The 13,721-nt window shown below is 70.5% G+C and carries 16 protein-coding genes; 9 read left to right on the top strand and 7 right to left on the bottom strand.

Annotated features, from left to right (window positions below; translation table 11 throughout):
• Window positions 1–9: 9 nt before the first annotated feature.
• Window positions 10–546, top strand: coding sequence for an NUDIX hydrolase (locus AB0N17_RS32365; protein ID WP_366015146.1), 537 nt, complete (start codon window positions 10–12; stop codon window positions 544–546).
• Here the strand turns inward: AB0N17_RS32365 and AB0N17_RS32360 are convergent.
• Entirely contained in the window at window positions 543–803 is a 261-nt protein-coding gene (locus tag AB0N17_RS32360) for a hypothetical protein (protein WP_366015145.1), read from the bottom strand. The two genes, AB0N17_RS32365 and AB0N17_RS32360, sit on opposite strands and share 4 nt — an antisense overlap.
• Window positions 804–1,273: 470 nt before the next feature.
• On the opposite strand from AB0N17_RS32360, the gene AB0N17_RS32355 reads away from it, so the two are divergent.
• From AB0N17_RS32355 to AB0N17_RS32340, 4 genes are all read left to right on the top strand, one after another.
• Entirely contained in the window at window positions 1,274–1,726 is a 453-nt protein-coding gene (locus AB0N17_RS32355) for a hypothetical protein (protein WP_366015144.1), read from the top strand.
• Between the two features lie 9 nt (window positions 1,727–1,735).
• Window positions 1,736–3,574: an alpha/beta hydrolase gene (locus AB0N17_RS32350; protein WP_366015143.1), complete on the top strand. Its 1,839-nt coding sequence runs from the start codon at window positions 1,736–1,738 to the stop codon at window positions 3,572–3,574.
• 116 nt (window positions 3,575–3,690) lie between these two features.
• Complete coding sequence (locus AB0N17_RS32345) at window positions 3,691–4,524, top strand: hypothetical protein (RefSeq protein WP_366015142.1); 834 nt, start codon at window positions 3,691–3,693, stop codon at window positions 4,522–4,524.
• Window positions 4,525–4,883: 359 nt separating this feature from the next.
• Entirely contained in the window at window positions 4,884–5,168 is a 285-nt protein-coding gene (locus AB0N17_RS32340; RefSeq protein WP_366015141.1) for a hypothetical protein, read from the top strand.
• On the opposite strand, the gene AB0N17_RS32335 is transcribed toward AB0N17_RS32340, so the two are convergent.
• Entirely contained in the window at window positions 5,165–6,022 is an 858-nt protein-coding gene (locus tag AB0N17_RS32335) for a 3-hydroxybutyryl-CoA dehydrogenase (RefSeq protein WP_366015140.1), read from the bottom strand. The genes AB0N17_RS32340 and AB0N17_RS32335 overlap by 4 nt on opposite strands.
• 170 nt (window positions 6,023–6,192) lie before the next feature.
• On the opposite strand from AB0N17_RS32335, the gene AB0N17_RS32330 reads away from it, so the two are divergent.
• The gene (locus tag AB0N17_RS32330) at window positions 6,193–7,419 is read left to right on the top strand and encodes a family 10 glycosylhydrolase (RefSeq protein ID WP_366015139.1); all 1,227 of its coding nucleotides are present in this window, start codon (window positions 6,193–6,195) and stop codon (window positions 7,417–7,419) included.
• Here the strand turns inward: AB0N17_RS32330 and AB0N17_RS32325 are convergent.
• Window positions 7,389–7,616, bottom strand: a complete 228-nt coding sequence (locus AB0N17_RS32325; RefSeq protein WP_366015138.1) for a DUF1918 domain-containing protein — start codon at window positions 7,614–7,616, stop codon at window positions 7,389–7,391. The two genes, AB0N17_RS32330 and AB0N17_RS32325, sit on opposite strands and share 31 nt — an antisense overlap.
• A gap of 19 nt (window positions 7,617–7,635) precedes the next feature.
• Complete coding sequence (locus tag AB0N17_RS32320) at window positions 7,636–8,547, bottom strand: DMT family transporter (protein WP_366015137.1); 912 nt, start codon at window positions 8,545–8,547, stop codon at window positions 7,636–7,638.
• Here AB0N17_RS32320 and AB0N17_RS32315 point away from each other — a divergent pair.
• Both AB0N17_RS32315 and AB0N17_RS32310 read left to right on the top strand, forming a co-directional pair.
• Entirely contained in the window at window positions 8,546–9,979 is a 1,434-nt protein-coding gene (locus AB0N17_RS32315) for a PLP-dependent aminotransferase family protein (RefSeq protein ID WP_366015136.1), read from the top strand. The two genes, AB0N17_RS32320 and AB0N17_RS32315, sit on opposite strands and share 2 nt — an antisense overlap.
• A 167-nt stretch (window positions 9,980–10,146) precedes the next feature.
• Entirely contained in the window at window positions 10,147–10,740 is a 594-nt protein-coding gene (locus AB0N17_RS32310) for a histidine phosphatase family protein (protein ID WP_366015135.1), read from the top strand.
• On the opposite strand, the gene AB0N17_RS32305 is transcribed toward AB0N17_RS32310, so the two are convergent.
• The 3 genes from AB0N17_RS32305 to AB0N17_RS32295 form a co-directional block, all read right to left on the bottom strand.
• Complete coding sequence (locus AB0N17_RS32305; protein WP_366015134.1) at window positions 10,722–11,168, bottom strand: DUF6314 family protein; 447 nt, start codon at window positions 11,166–11,168, stop codon at window positions 10,722–10,724. The genes AB0N17_RS32310 and AB0N17_RS32305 overlap by 19 nt on opposite strands.
• Window positions 11,165–11,419 (bottom strand): hypothetical protein, encoded by a 255-nt coding sequence (locus tag AB0N17_RS32300; RefSeq protein ID WP_366015133.1) that lies wholly within the window; start codon window positions 11,417–11,419, stop codon window positions 11,165–11,167. The genes AB0N17_RS32305 and AB0N17_RS32300 overlap by 4 nt, the downstream gene beginning before the upstream one ends.
• A 105-nt stretch (window positions 11,420–11,524) precedes the next feature.
• Window positions 11,525–12,757 carry a cysteine desulfurase gene (locus AB0N17_RS32295; RefSeq protein ID WP_366015132.1) on the bottom strand — a complete coding sequence of 411 codons (1,233 nt, stop codon included), beginning with the start codon at window positions 12,755–12,757 and terminating at the stop codon, window positions 11,525–11,527.
• A gap of 82 nt (window positions 12,758–12,839) precedes the next feature.
• Between AB0N17_RS32295 and AB0N17_RS32290 the strand changes: the two genes are divergently transcribed.
• Window positions 12,840–13,442, top strand: a complete 603-nt coding sequence (locus AB0N17_RS32290) for an ABATE domain-containing protein (RefSeq protein WP_366015131.1) — start codon at window positions 12,840–12,842, stop codon at window positions 13,440–13,442.
• The last annotated feature ends 279 nt before the right edge of the window (window positions 13,443–13,721 follow it).

Below are 13,721 nucleotides of genomic sequence, written 5' to 3'. Positions count from 1 at the left end.
GGCAGAACCGTGCAGTGGACGAAACAGAACGAACAAACCGTGTATGCAAATCGCTGGTTCAGCGTCAACCTCGCAGATGTCGAGCTGCCGGACGGGCGGCACCTCGACCACTTCCTGATCCGGCTGCGGCCGGTGGCCGTGGCCACGGTGGTCAACGAGGCCAACGAGGTGCTGCTGCTGTGGCGGCACCGGTTCATCACCGACAGCTGGGGCTGGGAACTGGCCGCGGGTGTCGTGGAGGACGGCGAGGACATCGCGACCGCGGCCGCCAGGGAACTGGAGGAGGAGACCGGCTGGCGGCCGGGGCCCCTGCACCACCTGATGAGCGTGGAGCCGTCCAACGGCCTCACCGACGCCCGGCACCACATCTACTGGTCCGACCGGGGCGAGTACGTCGGACACCCCGTGGACGACTTCGAGTCGGACCGCCGGGAATGGGTCTCCCTCAAACTCGTCCCCGACCTGATCGCCCGTGGGGAGGTCCCGGCCGCCAACATGGCGGCCGCGTTACTCCTGCTGCACCACCTCAGGCTCGCCGAGGGTTAATGGGCGGCCAGCGTCTGCCAGATCGTCACGACGAGCGCACCCAGCGCCGTGAGCGCAGCGAGCGAGGGCAGCGGCCAGCGGGCATGTTCCAGCGAGACCATACGGGAGTTCAGCTCGTCCAGTTCCTTGGCGGTCTCCTCGGTGCGGTGACTGAGCAGGGCCAGCCCGCCCTCGACGCGGGCGTAGGCCACATCGAGGCGGCGCCGTAACTCTGCGAGTTCTCCGTGGACCACGGGATGCTCCGGTTCGGCGGTCACGGGTCCGCTCCTTTCTGTGGTCGAAATGGATGGTTCCGCATCCCTTGCATGCGCATGCTGAGTCAACTCGCCTGGTGGGCGCGTGGGGAGCGTGTGCGACGGGCATATGCGTGCCCGGCGCGCACACGGGGAGTGAAACAGATGGGCCCGGCACCGAATGCGGTGCCGGGCCCGAAAGGCGTAGCTGTGTGTGATCAGCAGGAGAGTTCGTAGATGGGGTACCGACGGCTGCGGCCTCCGTACACCCTGACACCTGCGCTGTACACATCCCCGGCTCCTCCGAACAGCGTCCCCCCGTCCGATGGAGGACCGGGCGCCGTCTGAGTACACGTACTCAGACAGGCTGGTGGCCGATACGGATGGGGCACACGGTGCGGCGTCGCTACTGTGCTTCTCGACCACCTCAGCGTCGTGGTCGCACGTTCACAACGACTCGGCGCCGTACAACGAGACACGGGGAGGGGCCACGCATGGCGTGGGAGGAGTGGGAGCACCTCAAGGCAGCCGCGGCTGAGCGGAGCACCGGGCGGATGCAGATCGACCACTTGGCTGACCCCGGCGGTGGGGGAGGCGGCGTGCCCGGCAACCTCAGGTCCGACAAGGCCGCGTGGTCCAAGGCAGGTGCCGACGTCGGCGAGCTGCGGGGCAACATCAGTAAGGCGCTGGCCAAACTGGAGGACGGTCAGAAGGGCCTCGGCAAGGATTCCGGGTGCCTGACCGCTGCTGCCCAGCAGGAGGTCCACACGTCCTGGGAGCGCTACGTCGGGAACGTGAGCGGGCGTTGCGACAAGCTGTCCGGCCTACTGGACAAGGTGGGCAACGACCAGCTCAGGACTGACGAGGCCATCAGCGACGAGATCGCGAAGCTGAAGACCGAGTACAAGGACACGTCGGCGGTCGGCGGTCAGTCAAAGGGCCGGTGATCGGATCTCGTGGACTACACGACGCTGAAGGCGCTGAAGCCGTCCGAGTACTCAGATGCGGCGAACGGGTTCCGTGCGGTGAGCGACATGGCCAGCGCGGCCAAGGACCGCATCGACCTGCAGATACTCGCTGCCATGAAGTCGGCCAACAAGGGGGAGGCCGCGACTGCGGCTGATGGCCAGTTACAGGAGCTGGCGAAGAACTTCCATTACACGCAGGTCGAATGCGGCCTGATCAGCACGGCGCTCGACGGATTCGCGTACGACATGGAGGCGGCCAAGCGGAAGCTGGACGTTGCGGTCGAGGACGCGCACACCAAGAACTTCACTGTGAACTCCGACGGCTCGGTCGCCTATCCTTCAGCTGGCGAGAAGACCGACGGCAAAATTCCGGAAGGCGGCACCATGACTGCCTTCATCGGGGACCCGGCCGCAGATGCGATCGGCCGCCAAGCAGCCAGGTTCAACCCCAACCCCAACGCCCGGTACGCCCAGGAGTACGCCGACCGCATCGCCGACGCCATCAAGGAAGCTACGGCAGCCGACGAGAAGTGGGCGCCGAAGCTGCGGGCGCTGAAGGCCGACGACGACCTGACCGTCTCCGACCGGGACTGGGTCGATGTCAAGAAGGACACCGCCGGCGTTCTCCGAGGAGCCGAGGACTACCTGCATTCGATCAAGGAACCGCCCAAGCACGGCACTCCCAAGGAAAACGCCCAGTGGTGGAAGAGCCTTACCGACGAACAGCGGGCTGACTACGTGGCCGTCCACCCGGACTCGGTCGGGTGGATGGACGGCCTTCCCGCCACCGTGCGTGACGAGGCGAACCGAACCGTGCTTGCCGAGACCCGAGGCACCGCCCAGGTCGAACTGGATGCCTGGATGGCCAAGGAGCCTGCCCGCTTTCAGACCATGCACCAGCTCAACCCCAACACGGGTGGAGAGGTGGACGTCCAAGTCAGAACCCCTGAAAGCGAAGCCGCATGGCAGAAATGGGAAGCGAAGCGCAAGGAGTTGCAGGGTCGGATCGACGGCATGGACGCGATCCAGAGCCGCTATGACAACTTCACTGGGGACGGGGGGACCCGACCTTACCTACTAGGATTCGACAACAAGAATATCGGCCATGCCGTTGTGTCCATTGGAAATCCGGACACTGCCGATAATGTTCCGGGAACAACGGCGAATCTGAGTGGTGTCGACGGCCTCATTTCAAGGGCCGAAGCACTCCAGGGCAAAGCAGCGCGAACGGACTTTACGCATTCAACCGCATCGATTCTTTGGCTCGGCTACGACGCCCCGCAGAGTCTCGTGCCTGATGCGACTTACGACACCAGTTGGGCCGACAACGCCCGTGAGCCGCTGAGCAACTTTCTGACTGGTCTTGAAACAGCCCATCACGGAGCGCACGCGAACTCGACTCTCCTGGGCCACAGTTACGGCTCCCTTGTGGCCGGCGAGACCATGCGCGACCACCCCGACCTGCCGGTGGACAACGCGATCCTGGTCGGAAGCCCGGGCACTGGAGTCAATCACGCCAAGGACCTGCACATTCCCGCAGATCGCGTCTGGGCGGCAACCGCGCAGAACGACCTGGTGAACATGGCCCCGCCGCAGGCAGGAGCGCTGGCCCCCCTGAATCCGAACGCATACAGTCGCCTCTTCGACGACCACTCGGCTATGTATGGGACAGACCCGACATCCGATGAATACGGTGGGCATACCTTCAAAGTGGGCGATGGGCATCTTCCGGGCTGGCATTTGAAAGGCATGCCCGCTCACTCCCAGTACTGGGAGGGCGATTCCCTGGATAATATGGCAGAGATCGTAACCGGAGGAACCCCGTGAAGCTACGAAAGCTGATGTCGATTGGGACGCTGCTGACCACACTGGTTGCTGTTGCGGCGTGCGGGGCACACGGAAGTGGGAAAGGAGACGGCGCCGCAACGCCGAAGCATGTCGCGATGAACGAGCAGCAGGCAACCAAGCGCGCAGAGGAAATCATCCACCAGGCGGTGGACGGCATGTCACCGAAACCGAAGCTCGAACAGATCGGCCCCACGCCGGTCGGAGCCTGCATCGCCCGGGACGACGGCGGCCCTGATGATCGGTTGCAGGTCAGTATCGCGTACAAGCTGACTGGGGTGCGGGGCAGCAAAGCCAAGTCACTGGTACGGCAGGCCAGGGACGCTTGGGTGAAACTGGGCTACAAGTTCCAGTCGTCGGACGCGGACTGGTCCAAACCGTTCCCCCACGTGAACATGCGCACCGAACCCGATGACTTCTGGATGGACGCGATCACCGGTGTGGTGAACCGAGCCACAGGTGAAGGGCTGGCCTCCATCGGTGTCACCTCACCGTGCTTCTCGCGCAGTGCCAGTGATCCGTCCACGGCCGACTCCACCGCCTTCCACCGCACGCAGGTCGACGAGCACGCCGAGCAACTGGCTCTCGCCCACTCCAGCCGGATTTACGACGCACTCCACGTACGACACGCCCCAGCCCAGGAGGGAGATGGAATCAGCGCCTACCAAGACTCCGAGGGCGCCTTTGTCCACCACACCTGGTCGACCCAGCCGCTCACAGAAGAGGAATCGGCTCAGGCGATGGCGCGTGTGCAGACCTACTTCGAGGCGGCGGGCTGGGCCGTGCGTCATGCCTCGGCGAGAACCGGCGCTCCCGCGCTCATCGCCCGTAACGTCGACGGGAGCGTGGCCCAAGTCGGCCCGTCGGCCACTGGCGCTTTGCGCGTCGCAGTGACGACGCCGGTCACACCCGGGAAGTCCGCCAGCATCTGAATCACCCCTTCGGGTGGTATGCAGGCAAGGCCTGCTGGCCGATCGGTATATGTGTCGCGTGTTGTTGGACGCGTCGGGGTACTGCGTCGGTGACCGGTTCTGCACTGCCTCAGATGCTTCGCCCTCGTGCCCTGGGGCCCGGTGATCTCGTCGTTATCGCATCGCTGTCCGGGCCGCTCCATACTGCTTACGAGCCCGACCTCGAGCAGGCGGTGGTCGTGCTCGAGCGGACGGGATTACGCGTGCGTCGGGCACCGCTCCTCGAAGCGGGGCGACACCATTGGTGCAGCGCGGCGCGGTCGGCGGAGATCGTAGAGGGGTTCAGCAGAGGGGTTCAATGGACTACTGCGTGATCCTAGATGCGCGCGATCCTCGCGCATGACGGCGGCCAGACGGCGCTCCGCTACCTCGACCTGATCGACGTCAAGGCGATCACTGCCGACCCCAAGCCGATCCTCGCGGTGTCGGTCGATGCCGCTCACCAGGCCGCGTCCCCGTGCAGTTCACACGGGCTGGGCGAGGACGCGCGGATGAGGCCCGGGCGGCCGCCGCGAGAGCCACCCACGGCAGCGCCGCCGTGGGCGCTGGTCCGGATGAATTCGCCCTTGAACAGCGCCACTTGGCGGCGTCGCCGCACTCGCTAGTACGTGTAGAAGCCCGAGCCGGTCTTCCGGCCCAGCCGGCCCGCCTCGACCATGCGCTGGAGCAGCGGGGGAGCGGCGTACAGCGGCTCCTTGTACTCGGCGTACATCGAGTTGGCGATGGAGACGACGGTGTCCAGGCCGATCAGGTCGGACAGCTTCAGCGGGCCCATCGGGTGGGCGCAGCCCATCTCCATGCCGTTGTCGATGTCCTCGCGGCTCGCGATGCCGGACTCGAACATCCGGATCGCCGAGAGCAGGTAGGGCACGAGCAGCGCATTGACCACGAAGCCGGAGCGGTCCTGGGCGCGGATGGCGTGCTTGCCGAGCGCCTTCTCGGCGAAGACCTGGGCGCGGCTGAGGGTGCCCTCGGAGGTGGTGAGCGCCGGGATCAGCTCGACCAGCTGCTGCACCGGGGCGGGGTTGAAGAAGTGCACGCCGATGACGTGGTCGGGGCGGGAGGTGGCGACCGCCAGCTTCACCAGCGGGATGGAGGAGGTGTTGGAGGCCAGGATCGCGTCCGGCCGGGTCACCACCTGGTCCAGCACCTGGAAGATCTCGGTCTTCACCTGCTCGTTCTCCACGACGGCCTCGATGACCAGGTCGCGGTCGGCGAACTCGCCGAGGTCGGTGGTGAAGGCCAGGCGCGCCTGCGTGGCGTCCCGCTCCTCCTCGGTGATCTTGCCGCGCTCGGCGGCCTTGGCCAGGGAGTTGTACAGCCGGGTACGGCCGATCTCCAGTGCCTCGCCGGTGGTCTCGGCGACCATGACGTCCAGTCCCGCGCGGGCGCACACCTCGGCGATGCCCGCGCCCATCTGGCCGCAGCCCACGACTCCGACGCGCTCGATGTCGGTCACATCGTTCCCTTCGCTGGTTCTCCGGCTCGATGGCAGGACTCCGGGTTCGGCGCCTGCTCCGATCGTGCACGTTACCGCCAAGTATCGATGATCGATCGTCCGGGTGGGTGCATTCTGGGGCGCGGAACGATCCGTGACGGAGCGGATCCGGATGGTATGGGGGTGTACGGATGGGGAGACTGTCACGGCGGGCCTTCACCCTGGCGGCGCTGTCCACGCTGGCCACGGCGCCGGGCGCGGCGGCCGTACCGGATCACCGGCACCGCGCGAGCGCCGAGATGCGGGGTGTGTGGATCGCCACGGTGGCCAACCGGGACTGGCCCTCGCGGCCCGGACTGACGGCCGGCGAACAGCGCACCGAACTGATCGCCCACCTCGACAAGGCGGTCCGTGCCCGCCTCAACACGGTGATCCTCCAGGTGCGGCCCACCGCCGACGCCCTGTGGCCGTCACCGTACGAGCCGTGGTCCGAGTATCTCACCGGCACCCAGGGCGAGGACCCCGGATGGGACCCGCTCGGCACCGCCGTGCAGGAGGCCCACGCCCGCGGTCTGCAACTGCACGCCTGGTTCAACCCGTACCGGATCGCGAACCACACCGACCCGAGCCGCCTGGCCGACGGGCACCCGGCGCGCCTCCACCCCGACTGGGCGGTGCCCTACGGCGGGAAGCTGTACTACAACCCCGGCCTGCCGCAGGTCCGCGCCTTCGTCCAGCGGGCCATGCTGGACGCGGTCGCCCGGTACCCGGTCGACGCCGTCCACTTCGACGACTACTTCTACCCCTACCCGGTCGCCGGGCAGACCTTCGACGACGACGACGCCTACGACCGTTACGGCGGCGACTTCGACAGCCGGGCCGCCTGGCGGCGGGACAACATCGACCTGCTGGTGCGGGAGATGGCGGCCGGTGTCAGGCGCATCCGCCCCGGCACCCGGTTCGGGATCAGCCCCTTCGGGGTGTGGCGCAACGCCGCCACCGACCCACTCGGCTCCGACACGCGGGCGGGCGTCCAGACGTACGACGACCTGTACGCGGACACGCGGACCTGGGTCAGGGAGCACTGGATCGACTACATCGTCCCGCAGGTGTACTGGAACATCGGCTTCGCCGCCGCCGACTACGCGGCCCTCGTGCCCTGGTGGGCGGAGGTCGCCCGGGGCACCGCGACCCGGCTCTACATCGGCGAGGCGCTGTACAAGGCGGGCGCCGCCGGACAGCCCTCGGCCTGGCAGGACCCGGTCGAGCTGTCCCGGCACCTCACCTTCGCCGCCCGGTACCCACAGGTCCGCGGCCATGTCTTCTTCGCCGCCAAGGACGTCGCCGCGGACCCGATCGGGGCGATGGCGCGGGTGATCGCCGACCACTACGGACGGTCGGCCAGCCCCCCGCGCTGATTCGCTGCTCGCTCTTCCCTGTGCTTGACCTGGCAGTCGGGTCCGGGGGACATGATCGCCTCATGCCCGTCCTGGAAACGGACGCGGTACGGCGGGTTGCCCTCGGCCCCCAGCACTTCGACCACTTCCGAGACCTGGTCGTGTTGGCCGACCACCCTGCCGTGCTGGACAAGACGGTCGCCCTTGGATGCACGCATCTACAGGCCCTCCTCACGATCACGACCGCTGCGTGACGGCGATGCACACGAGCACGGCCACAGCGGTCAGCGGAGCGGCCGGCGTGAAGTGCTCGCCCAGCAACAGCGCCGACCACACCAGTGTGAGCAGCGGCTGGGCCAACTGCAACTGGCTGGCCTTCGGGATCCCGATGACGGCCATGCCCCGGTACCAGACGACCAGGCCGAGGAACTGCGAGCCCAGCGCCACCCACAGCAGACCGGCGATGCCGTGCCCGGTGAGGTGGACGGGCTCGTACGTCAGCGCCGCCACGGCGGCCGGCACGCTCAGCGGCAGACACAGCACCAGCGCCCAGCCGATGACCTGCCACCCCGGCATCAGCCGGGCCAGCCGGCCGCCCTCGGTGTAGCCGGCGGCGCACACCAGCAGGGCCGCGAACAGATAGCCGTCGGCGACCGTGAGGGCACCGCCGCTCTGCGCGACCGTGAAGGCGACCACCGCCGCAGCCCCCGCCAGGGCGGCCAGCCAGAACCGCCGCGAGGGCCGGCTGCCGGTGCGCAGGGCCGAGAACACCGCGGTGGTCAGCGGCAGCAGCCCCACCACGACGGCGGCGTGCGCGGTGGTGGAGGTCTGCAGCGCGAGCGTGGTCAGCAGCGGGAAGCCCAGCACCACGCCGACGGCGACCACGGCCAGCCCCGGCAGATGGCGTCGCTCGGGAAGCGGGATCCGCAGGACGAGGAGACAGCCGCCCGCGACGAGCGCCGCGAGGACGCTGCGCACGGCCACCAGCGACCAGGGGCCGAAGCCCTCCAAACCCCAGGCGGTGGCCGGGAAGGTCAGGGAGAAGGAGGCGACGCCGAGGGCGGCAAGTCCGGTGCCCAGGCCCCGGTGCTCGCGCGGAGCGGTCACCGCTATCGGGGTGGTGACAGTAGCGCTACTCTGTGTTCTCATGTCTGAGCGTAGCAGCGTTGGCGAACTGGCAGAACAGCTCCGACAGGAACTGGACCGCTACTCTCCTGGTGGAAAGCTCCCGTCGAGCAGGGCCCTGGTCGACCGGTTCCGGGTGAGCCCGGTGACCGTCTCGCGGGCCCTCGCCCAGCTGGCCGCCGAGGGACTCGTGGTCACCCGGCCCGGCGCCGGCGCCTTCCGGGCCCGGCCGCGTGACGCGGAGCCGCCGGCCGGGGACACCTCCTGGCAGGAGGTCGCGCTGAGCGCCGACGGCACCAGCGACCTCGTGCCGCGCACCGTGGACGCCTCAGGCGTCACCGTCTCGCTGGCCGCCCCGCCGCCCGGGGTCCTGGAGTTCAACGGCGGCTATCCGCATCCCTCCCTGCAGCCCGAGCGGGCCATGGCGGCGGCGCTCGCCCGGGCCGGGCGGCGGCCCGGCGCCTGGGGGAGACCGCCGCTGGACGGGCTGCCCGAGCTGCGGGAGTGGTTCGCGCGCGGGATCGGCGGAGCGGTCACGGCGGCCGAGGTGCTCATCGCCGCCGGCGGCCAGTCCGCGCTGGCCACCGCGCTGCGGGCGCTCGCCCCGCCCGGCGCCCCGGTCCTCGTGGAGTCCCCCACCTACCCGGGCATGCTGGCCCTCGCCCGCGCCGCCGGACTGCGTCCGGTGCCGGTTCCCGTCGACCCCGACGGCGTGCGCCCCGAGCTGCTCGCCGACGCCTTCCGGGCCAGCGGCGCCCGGGTGTTCGTCTGCCAGCCCCTCTTCCAGAACCCCACCGGCGCCGTGCTCGCCCCCGGCCGGCGCGGCGAGGTGCTGCGCATCGCCCGCGAGGCCGGCGCCTTCGTCGTCGAGGACGACTTCGTACGGCGCCTGGTGCACGCCGACGCGGGCCCGCTGCCCCGCCCGCTGGCCGCCGACGACCCCGACGGAGTCGTCGTGCACGTCGGCTCGCTGACCAAGGCGACCTCGCCCAGCTTCCGGGTGAGCGCCCTGGCCGCGCGCGGGCCGGTGCTGGAGCGGCTGCGCGCCATCCAGGTCGTGGACAGCTTCTTCGTGCCCCGGCCGCTGCAGGAGGCGGCCCTGGAACTCGTCGGTTCACCGGCCTGGCCGCGTCATCTGCGCGCGCTGTCGGCCGAGTTGAAGGTCCGCCGGGACGCCATGACGAGCGCGCTCGCCCACCGCCTGCCGGAACTGGTCCTGCCGCACATCCCGTCCGGCGGCTACCACCTGTGGCTGCGCCTGCCCGAGGGCATCGAGGAGTCGGCCCTGAGCGCCGCCGCCCTGCGCGCCGGTGTCGCCCTCACCCCCGGCCGCCCCTACTTCAGCGCCGAGCCGCCCGCGGCCCACCTGCGCCTGAGCTTCGCCGCGGTCGCGGGGACCGGAGAGATCGCGGAGGGGGTGCGGCGGCTGCGGGGGGCGTACGACGAGGTGCGCTAGGTGCACTCGGCCGGGAGGCCGGTGACACGCCTGCCACCGGTGGCCGGGGATCCGCGCCCCGGAGCCGTCCGCGCCCGTCCGCGCCCGTCCGTGAGCGGCCGTGCGCCCGCGGTGACGCACGGCGGTCAGGCCTTGACCTGCTCTCCCGCACGGCTCACCATCACCGCATGCCACTGAGGGTGACGTTCGTCGCCGCCGCGCGCAGTTCCCCGCTGCTCGCGGAGCGCTTCGAGGACGACCGGCAGCTGGACCAGGCCGGCTGGGACGAGGTGCAGCGCGTCGCCGGGGAGCTGCTGCCGCTGGCCGCGGCCGAGCTGCGCTACTGCTCGCCGACCCCGCGCAGCCGGGCCACCGGCGACGCCCTCGGCTACGCTCCGCTGGTCCAGCCGGCGCTGCGGGACTGCGGCATGGGCCGCTGGCGCGGGCTGACCCTGGGCGAGGCGATGGCCCGCGAGCCGCAGGCGGTGGACGCCTGGCTCGCCGACCCGCGGTCCACCCCGCACGGCGGCGAGTCCCTGCTGGACTTCATCTCCCGGGTGGGTGGCTGGCTGGACACCCGGCCGGTGGACGACGGCGGCCGGATCGTCGCGGTCGCCGAACCCTCGGTGATCCGCGCGGCCCTGGTCTACGCCCTGAAGGCGCCGCCGGCGACCTACTGGAACATCGACGTGCGCCCGCTGTCCACGACCACCGTCAGCGGCCGCTCCGGCCGCTGGAACCTCCGCCTCGACGGGGCCTGCGCTCAGCCCTCGCGCACGTAGTCGGTGGTGAGCAGCAGATCCTTGGCCGGGCCGCCGACCCGCCACACGGTGCGCCAGTGGTCCGCGTCCCGGACGGTGAACTCGCCCCGGTAGAGGTCGGCGGCGCAGGGGTGTTCGGCGACGTACCGGCCCGAGGTCAGATCCAGCGCGTGGAAGGGCCGCCCGTCCGCGAACCGCACGTCGGCGGCGCCGGGCGTGGGTCCCGGCAGGAACCGCAGCGTCCGTGTCGCGGGGCGCGTCACGCCCTGCCAGGTGAACGTGCCGGACTCCTCGTGCAGCAGGCCGCCGCCGTCGAGGGGGCCGAAGACGGTGGTTCCGGAGAAGCGTCCCTCGTCGCCGCCGTCCAGATCCCGCACGCTCCGCTCCACGCGCCAGCGCCCCGCGAGATGCGCCAGCACATCGGCGACCGGCCACACCTCGCCCGTCACCGCGGCCTCCGGGAGCGGCGGTGCGGGCCGTCGGGGGAGTCGGCGGGCGACCTGTGCCCGGCCTGGGCCCGGAGCTCGGCGTGTGCGGCGTGACCGGTGGGGCGGAACGCCTCCTCGTACGCCGCGAGCGCGGCGCCGACGCCCCCGCCGGCGGCAGCCGGGCGGCGGATCACGCGCGCGAAGCAGGTGCGGAGCGCCACGGTGACGGCGAAGAAGCCGAGCACGATCGCGTACCGCGGCAGCCCGTCCATGCCGCCGAGCTTACGCGCCGGCCCGCGCCCGTCCGTGTCCGCCCCCTTGACGTGCTCACACCCCTCGGTGCCGGTCCGTGCCGTGTGGCGCCGTCCGGGACCGTCTCACACGCCGAAGTACTTCTGGGCCGCCCGCACCCCCGCCACCAGCGCGTCGACCTCGGCCGGGGTGTTGTAGACGTAGAAGCTCGCCCGGGTCGTCGCCGGGATGCCGTACCGCTTCACGATGGGGCGCGCGCAGTGGTGGCCGACGCGGACGGCCACGCCCCGCTCGTCCAGCACCTGGCCCACGTCGTGCGGGTGGATGCCGTCGACCGTGAAGGAGACGGCCGAGCCGCGGCCGGCGAGGTCGCGCGGGCCGACGATCCGGACGCCCGGGACCTCGGCGAGCAGCTCCAGGGCGCGGGCGGTGAGCGTGTCCTCGTACGCCGTCACCTCCGCCATGCCCAGCCGCTCCAGGTACTCCACCGCGGCGGCGAGCCCGACCGCCTGCGCGGTCATCGGCACGCCCGCCTCGAAGCGCTGCGGCGGCGGCAGGAAGGTGCTGCGGTTCATCTCCACGATCTCGATCATGGAGCCGCCGGTGAGGAACGGCGGCAGTCCGGCGAGCAGGTCCGACCGGCCCCACAGCACGCCGATGCCGTTCGGGCCGAGCATCTTGTGCCCGGAGAAGGCGAGGAAGTCGGCGCCCAGCTCCGTCACGTCGACCGGGCGGTGCGGGACGGACTGGGCGCCGTCCACGACCACCAGGGCGCCATGGGCGTGCGCACGGTCGGCGAGTTCCCGCACCGGGTTGAGCGTGCCGAGGACGTTGGACTGGTGGGTGAGGGCCAGCACCTTGGTGCGCTCGTCCAGCAGCTCCGCGGCCCGGGACACATCGAGCCGGCCCTCGTCGGTGAGCCCGAACCACTCCAGGCGCGCCCCGGTCCGCTCGGCCAGCTGCTGCCAGGGGACCAGGTTCGCGTGGTGCTCCATCTCCGTCACCACGATCCGGTCGCCGGGGCCGATCCGGCCGGCGTTGCCGAGCGCGTAGGCGACGAGGTTCAGGCCCTCGGTGGTGTTCTTGGTGAAGACCACCTCGTCGTCGGCGGCACCGATGAACCGGGCGACCGTGTGCCGCGCCCCCTCGTACGCCTCCGTCGCCTCGCCCGCCAGCTGGTGCGCCCCGCGGTGCACGGCCGCGTTGCGGGTCAGGTAGAAGTCCCGCTCGGCGTCCAGGACCGGCAGCGGCTTCTGGGTGGTGGCCCCGGAGTCCAGGTAGACCAGCGGGGCGCCGCCGTCCAGGGTCCGCTCCAGGATCGGGAAGTCCTTGCGCAGCGCGTCCACGTCGAAGGCCACGACGTCTCACCTCTCACGGTTTCATGCTTGATTCTCCGTGAGACACGCTAAGCCGTCCTCACGGAGAACCGCAAGCGTTACCATGAGAGCCGTGGATCACGAGACCCCCGTCTACCTGCATCGGCTCCCGGTCCCGGGCGAGGACCGGTACGTCTGTCTGGCGCTGGTCAACACGCGGTTCACCGTCAGCCACGGCCGCGTCGACCTGCTCGACGGCACCGAGGCGGCCCATCTGTGGCTCGTCCGGCACGCCCTGCTGCCCGACCGGGTGGAGCTGGGCGGCCGGCAGCCAGGCAGGCTCCGCGCCCTCCGCGAGGCCCTGCGCTCCCTCTTCGAGGCCCGCACCGCCGGAATCCACCCGCCCGCCGAAGCCCTGGACACCTTCAACGCCGCCCTCGCCGCCGCCCCCGCCACCCCCCGGCTCACCTGGACGGCGGAGGGACCGCGCCGCGCCGACGTGCCCGACGCCGGCGACCCGGCCGCCGCCGCGCTCTCCCTGCTCGCCGAGGACGCCGCCGACCTGCTCACCGGTACCGACGCCGGGCAGCTCACCGAGTGCGCCGCCCAGGGCTGCGCCCGCTGGTTCCTGCGCTCCCACGGCGCCCGCCGCTGGTGCACCACCAAGTGCGGCAACCGGGTCCGGGCGGCCCGCGCCTACGCGGCCCGGAAGGCCGGTTCACCTTGAGAACACCTTGCGGAAATCAGAGATTTCCCTGGGTGTCATGAAATTCATGCGGTGTTTCCCGTATTCGGAGTGCGGCGCGCCATTTTTCGGTGCGCGCACAACCAACCGGAAAAACGAACCGTCTACGTGGGCGAAATGACGGACACGCGTTCATGGGGGACCGCCGGAAAATGCAAAAGGCTGTGGAATCGGCAACCCCTGCCCCGCGCGCCCCCGCCCCGCGCGCCCCCCCGCGAGCTGCACGTGGTCCAGCGCGCGCCGCGCGGCAAGGGCCAGCTG

The organism is Streptomyces sp. NPDC051133 (assembly GCF_040682635.1).
Taxonomy (GTDB): Bacteria; Actinomycetota; Actinomycetes; order Streptomycetales; family Streptomycetaceae; genus Streptomyces.
This window is presented reverse-complemented; position numbering and strand designations above follow the sequence as displayed.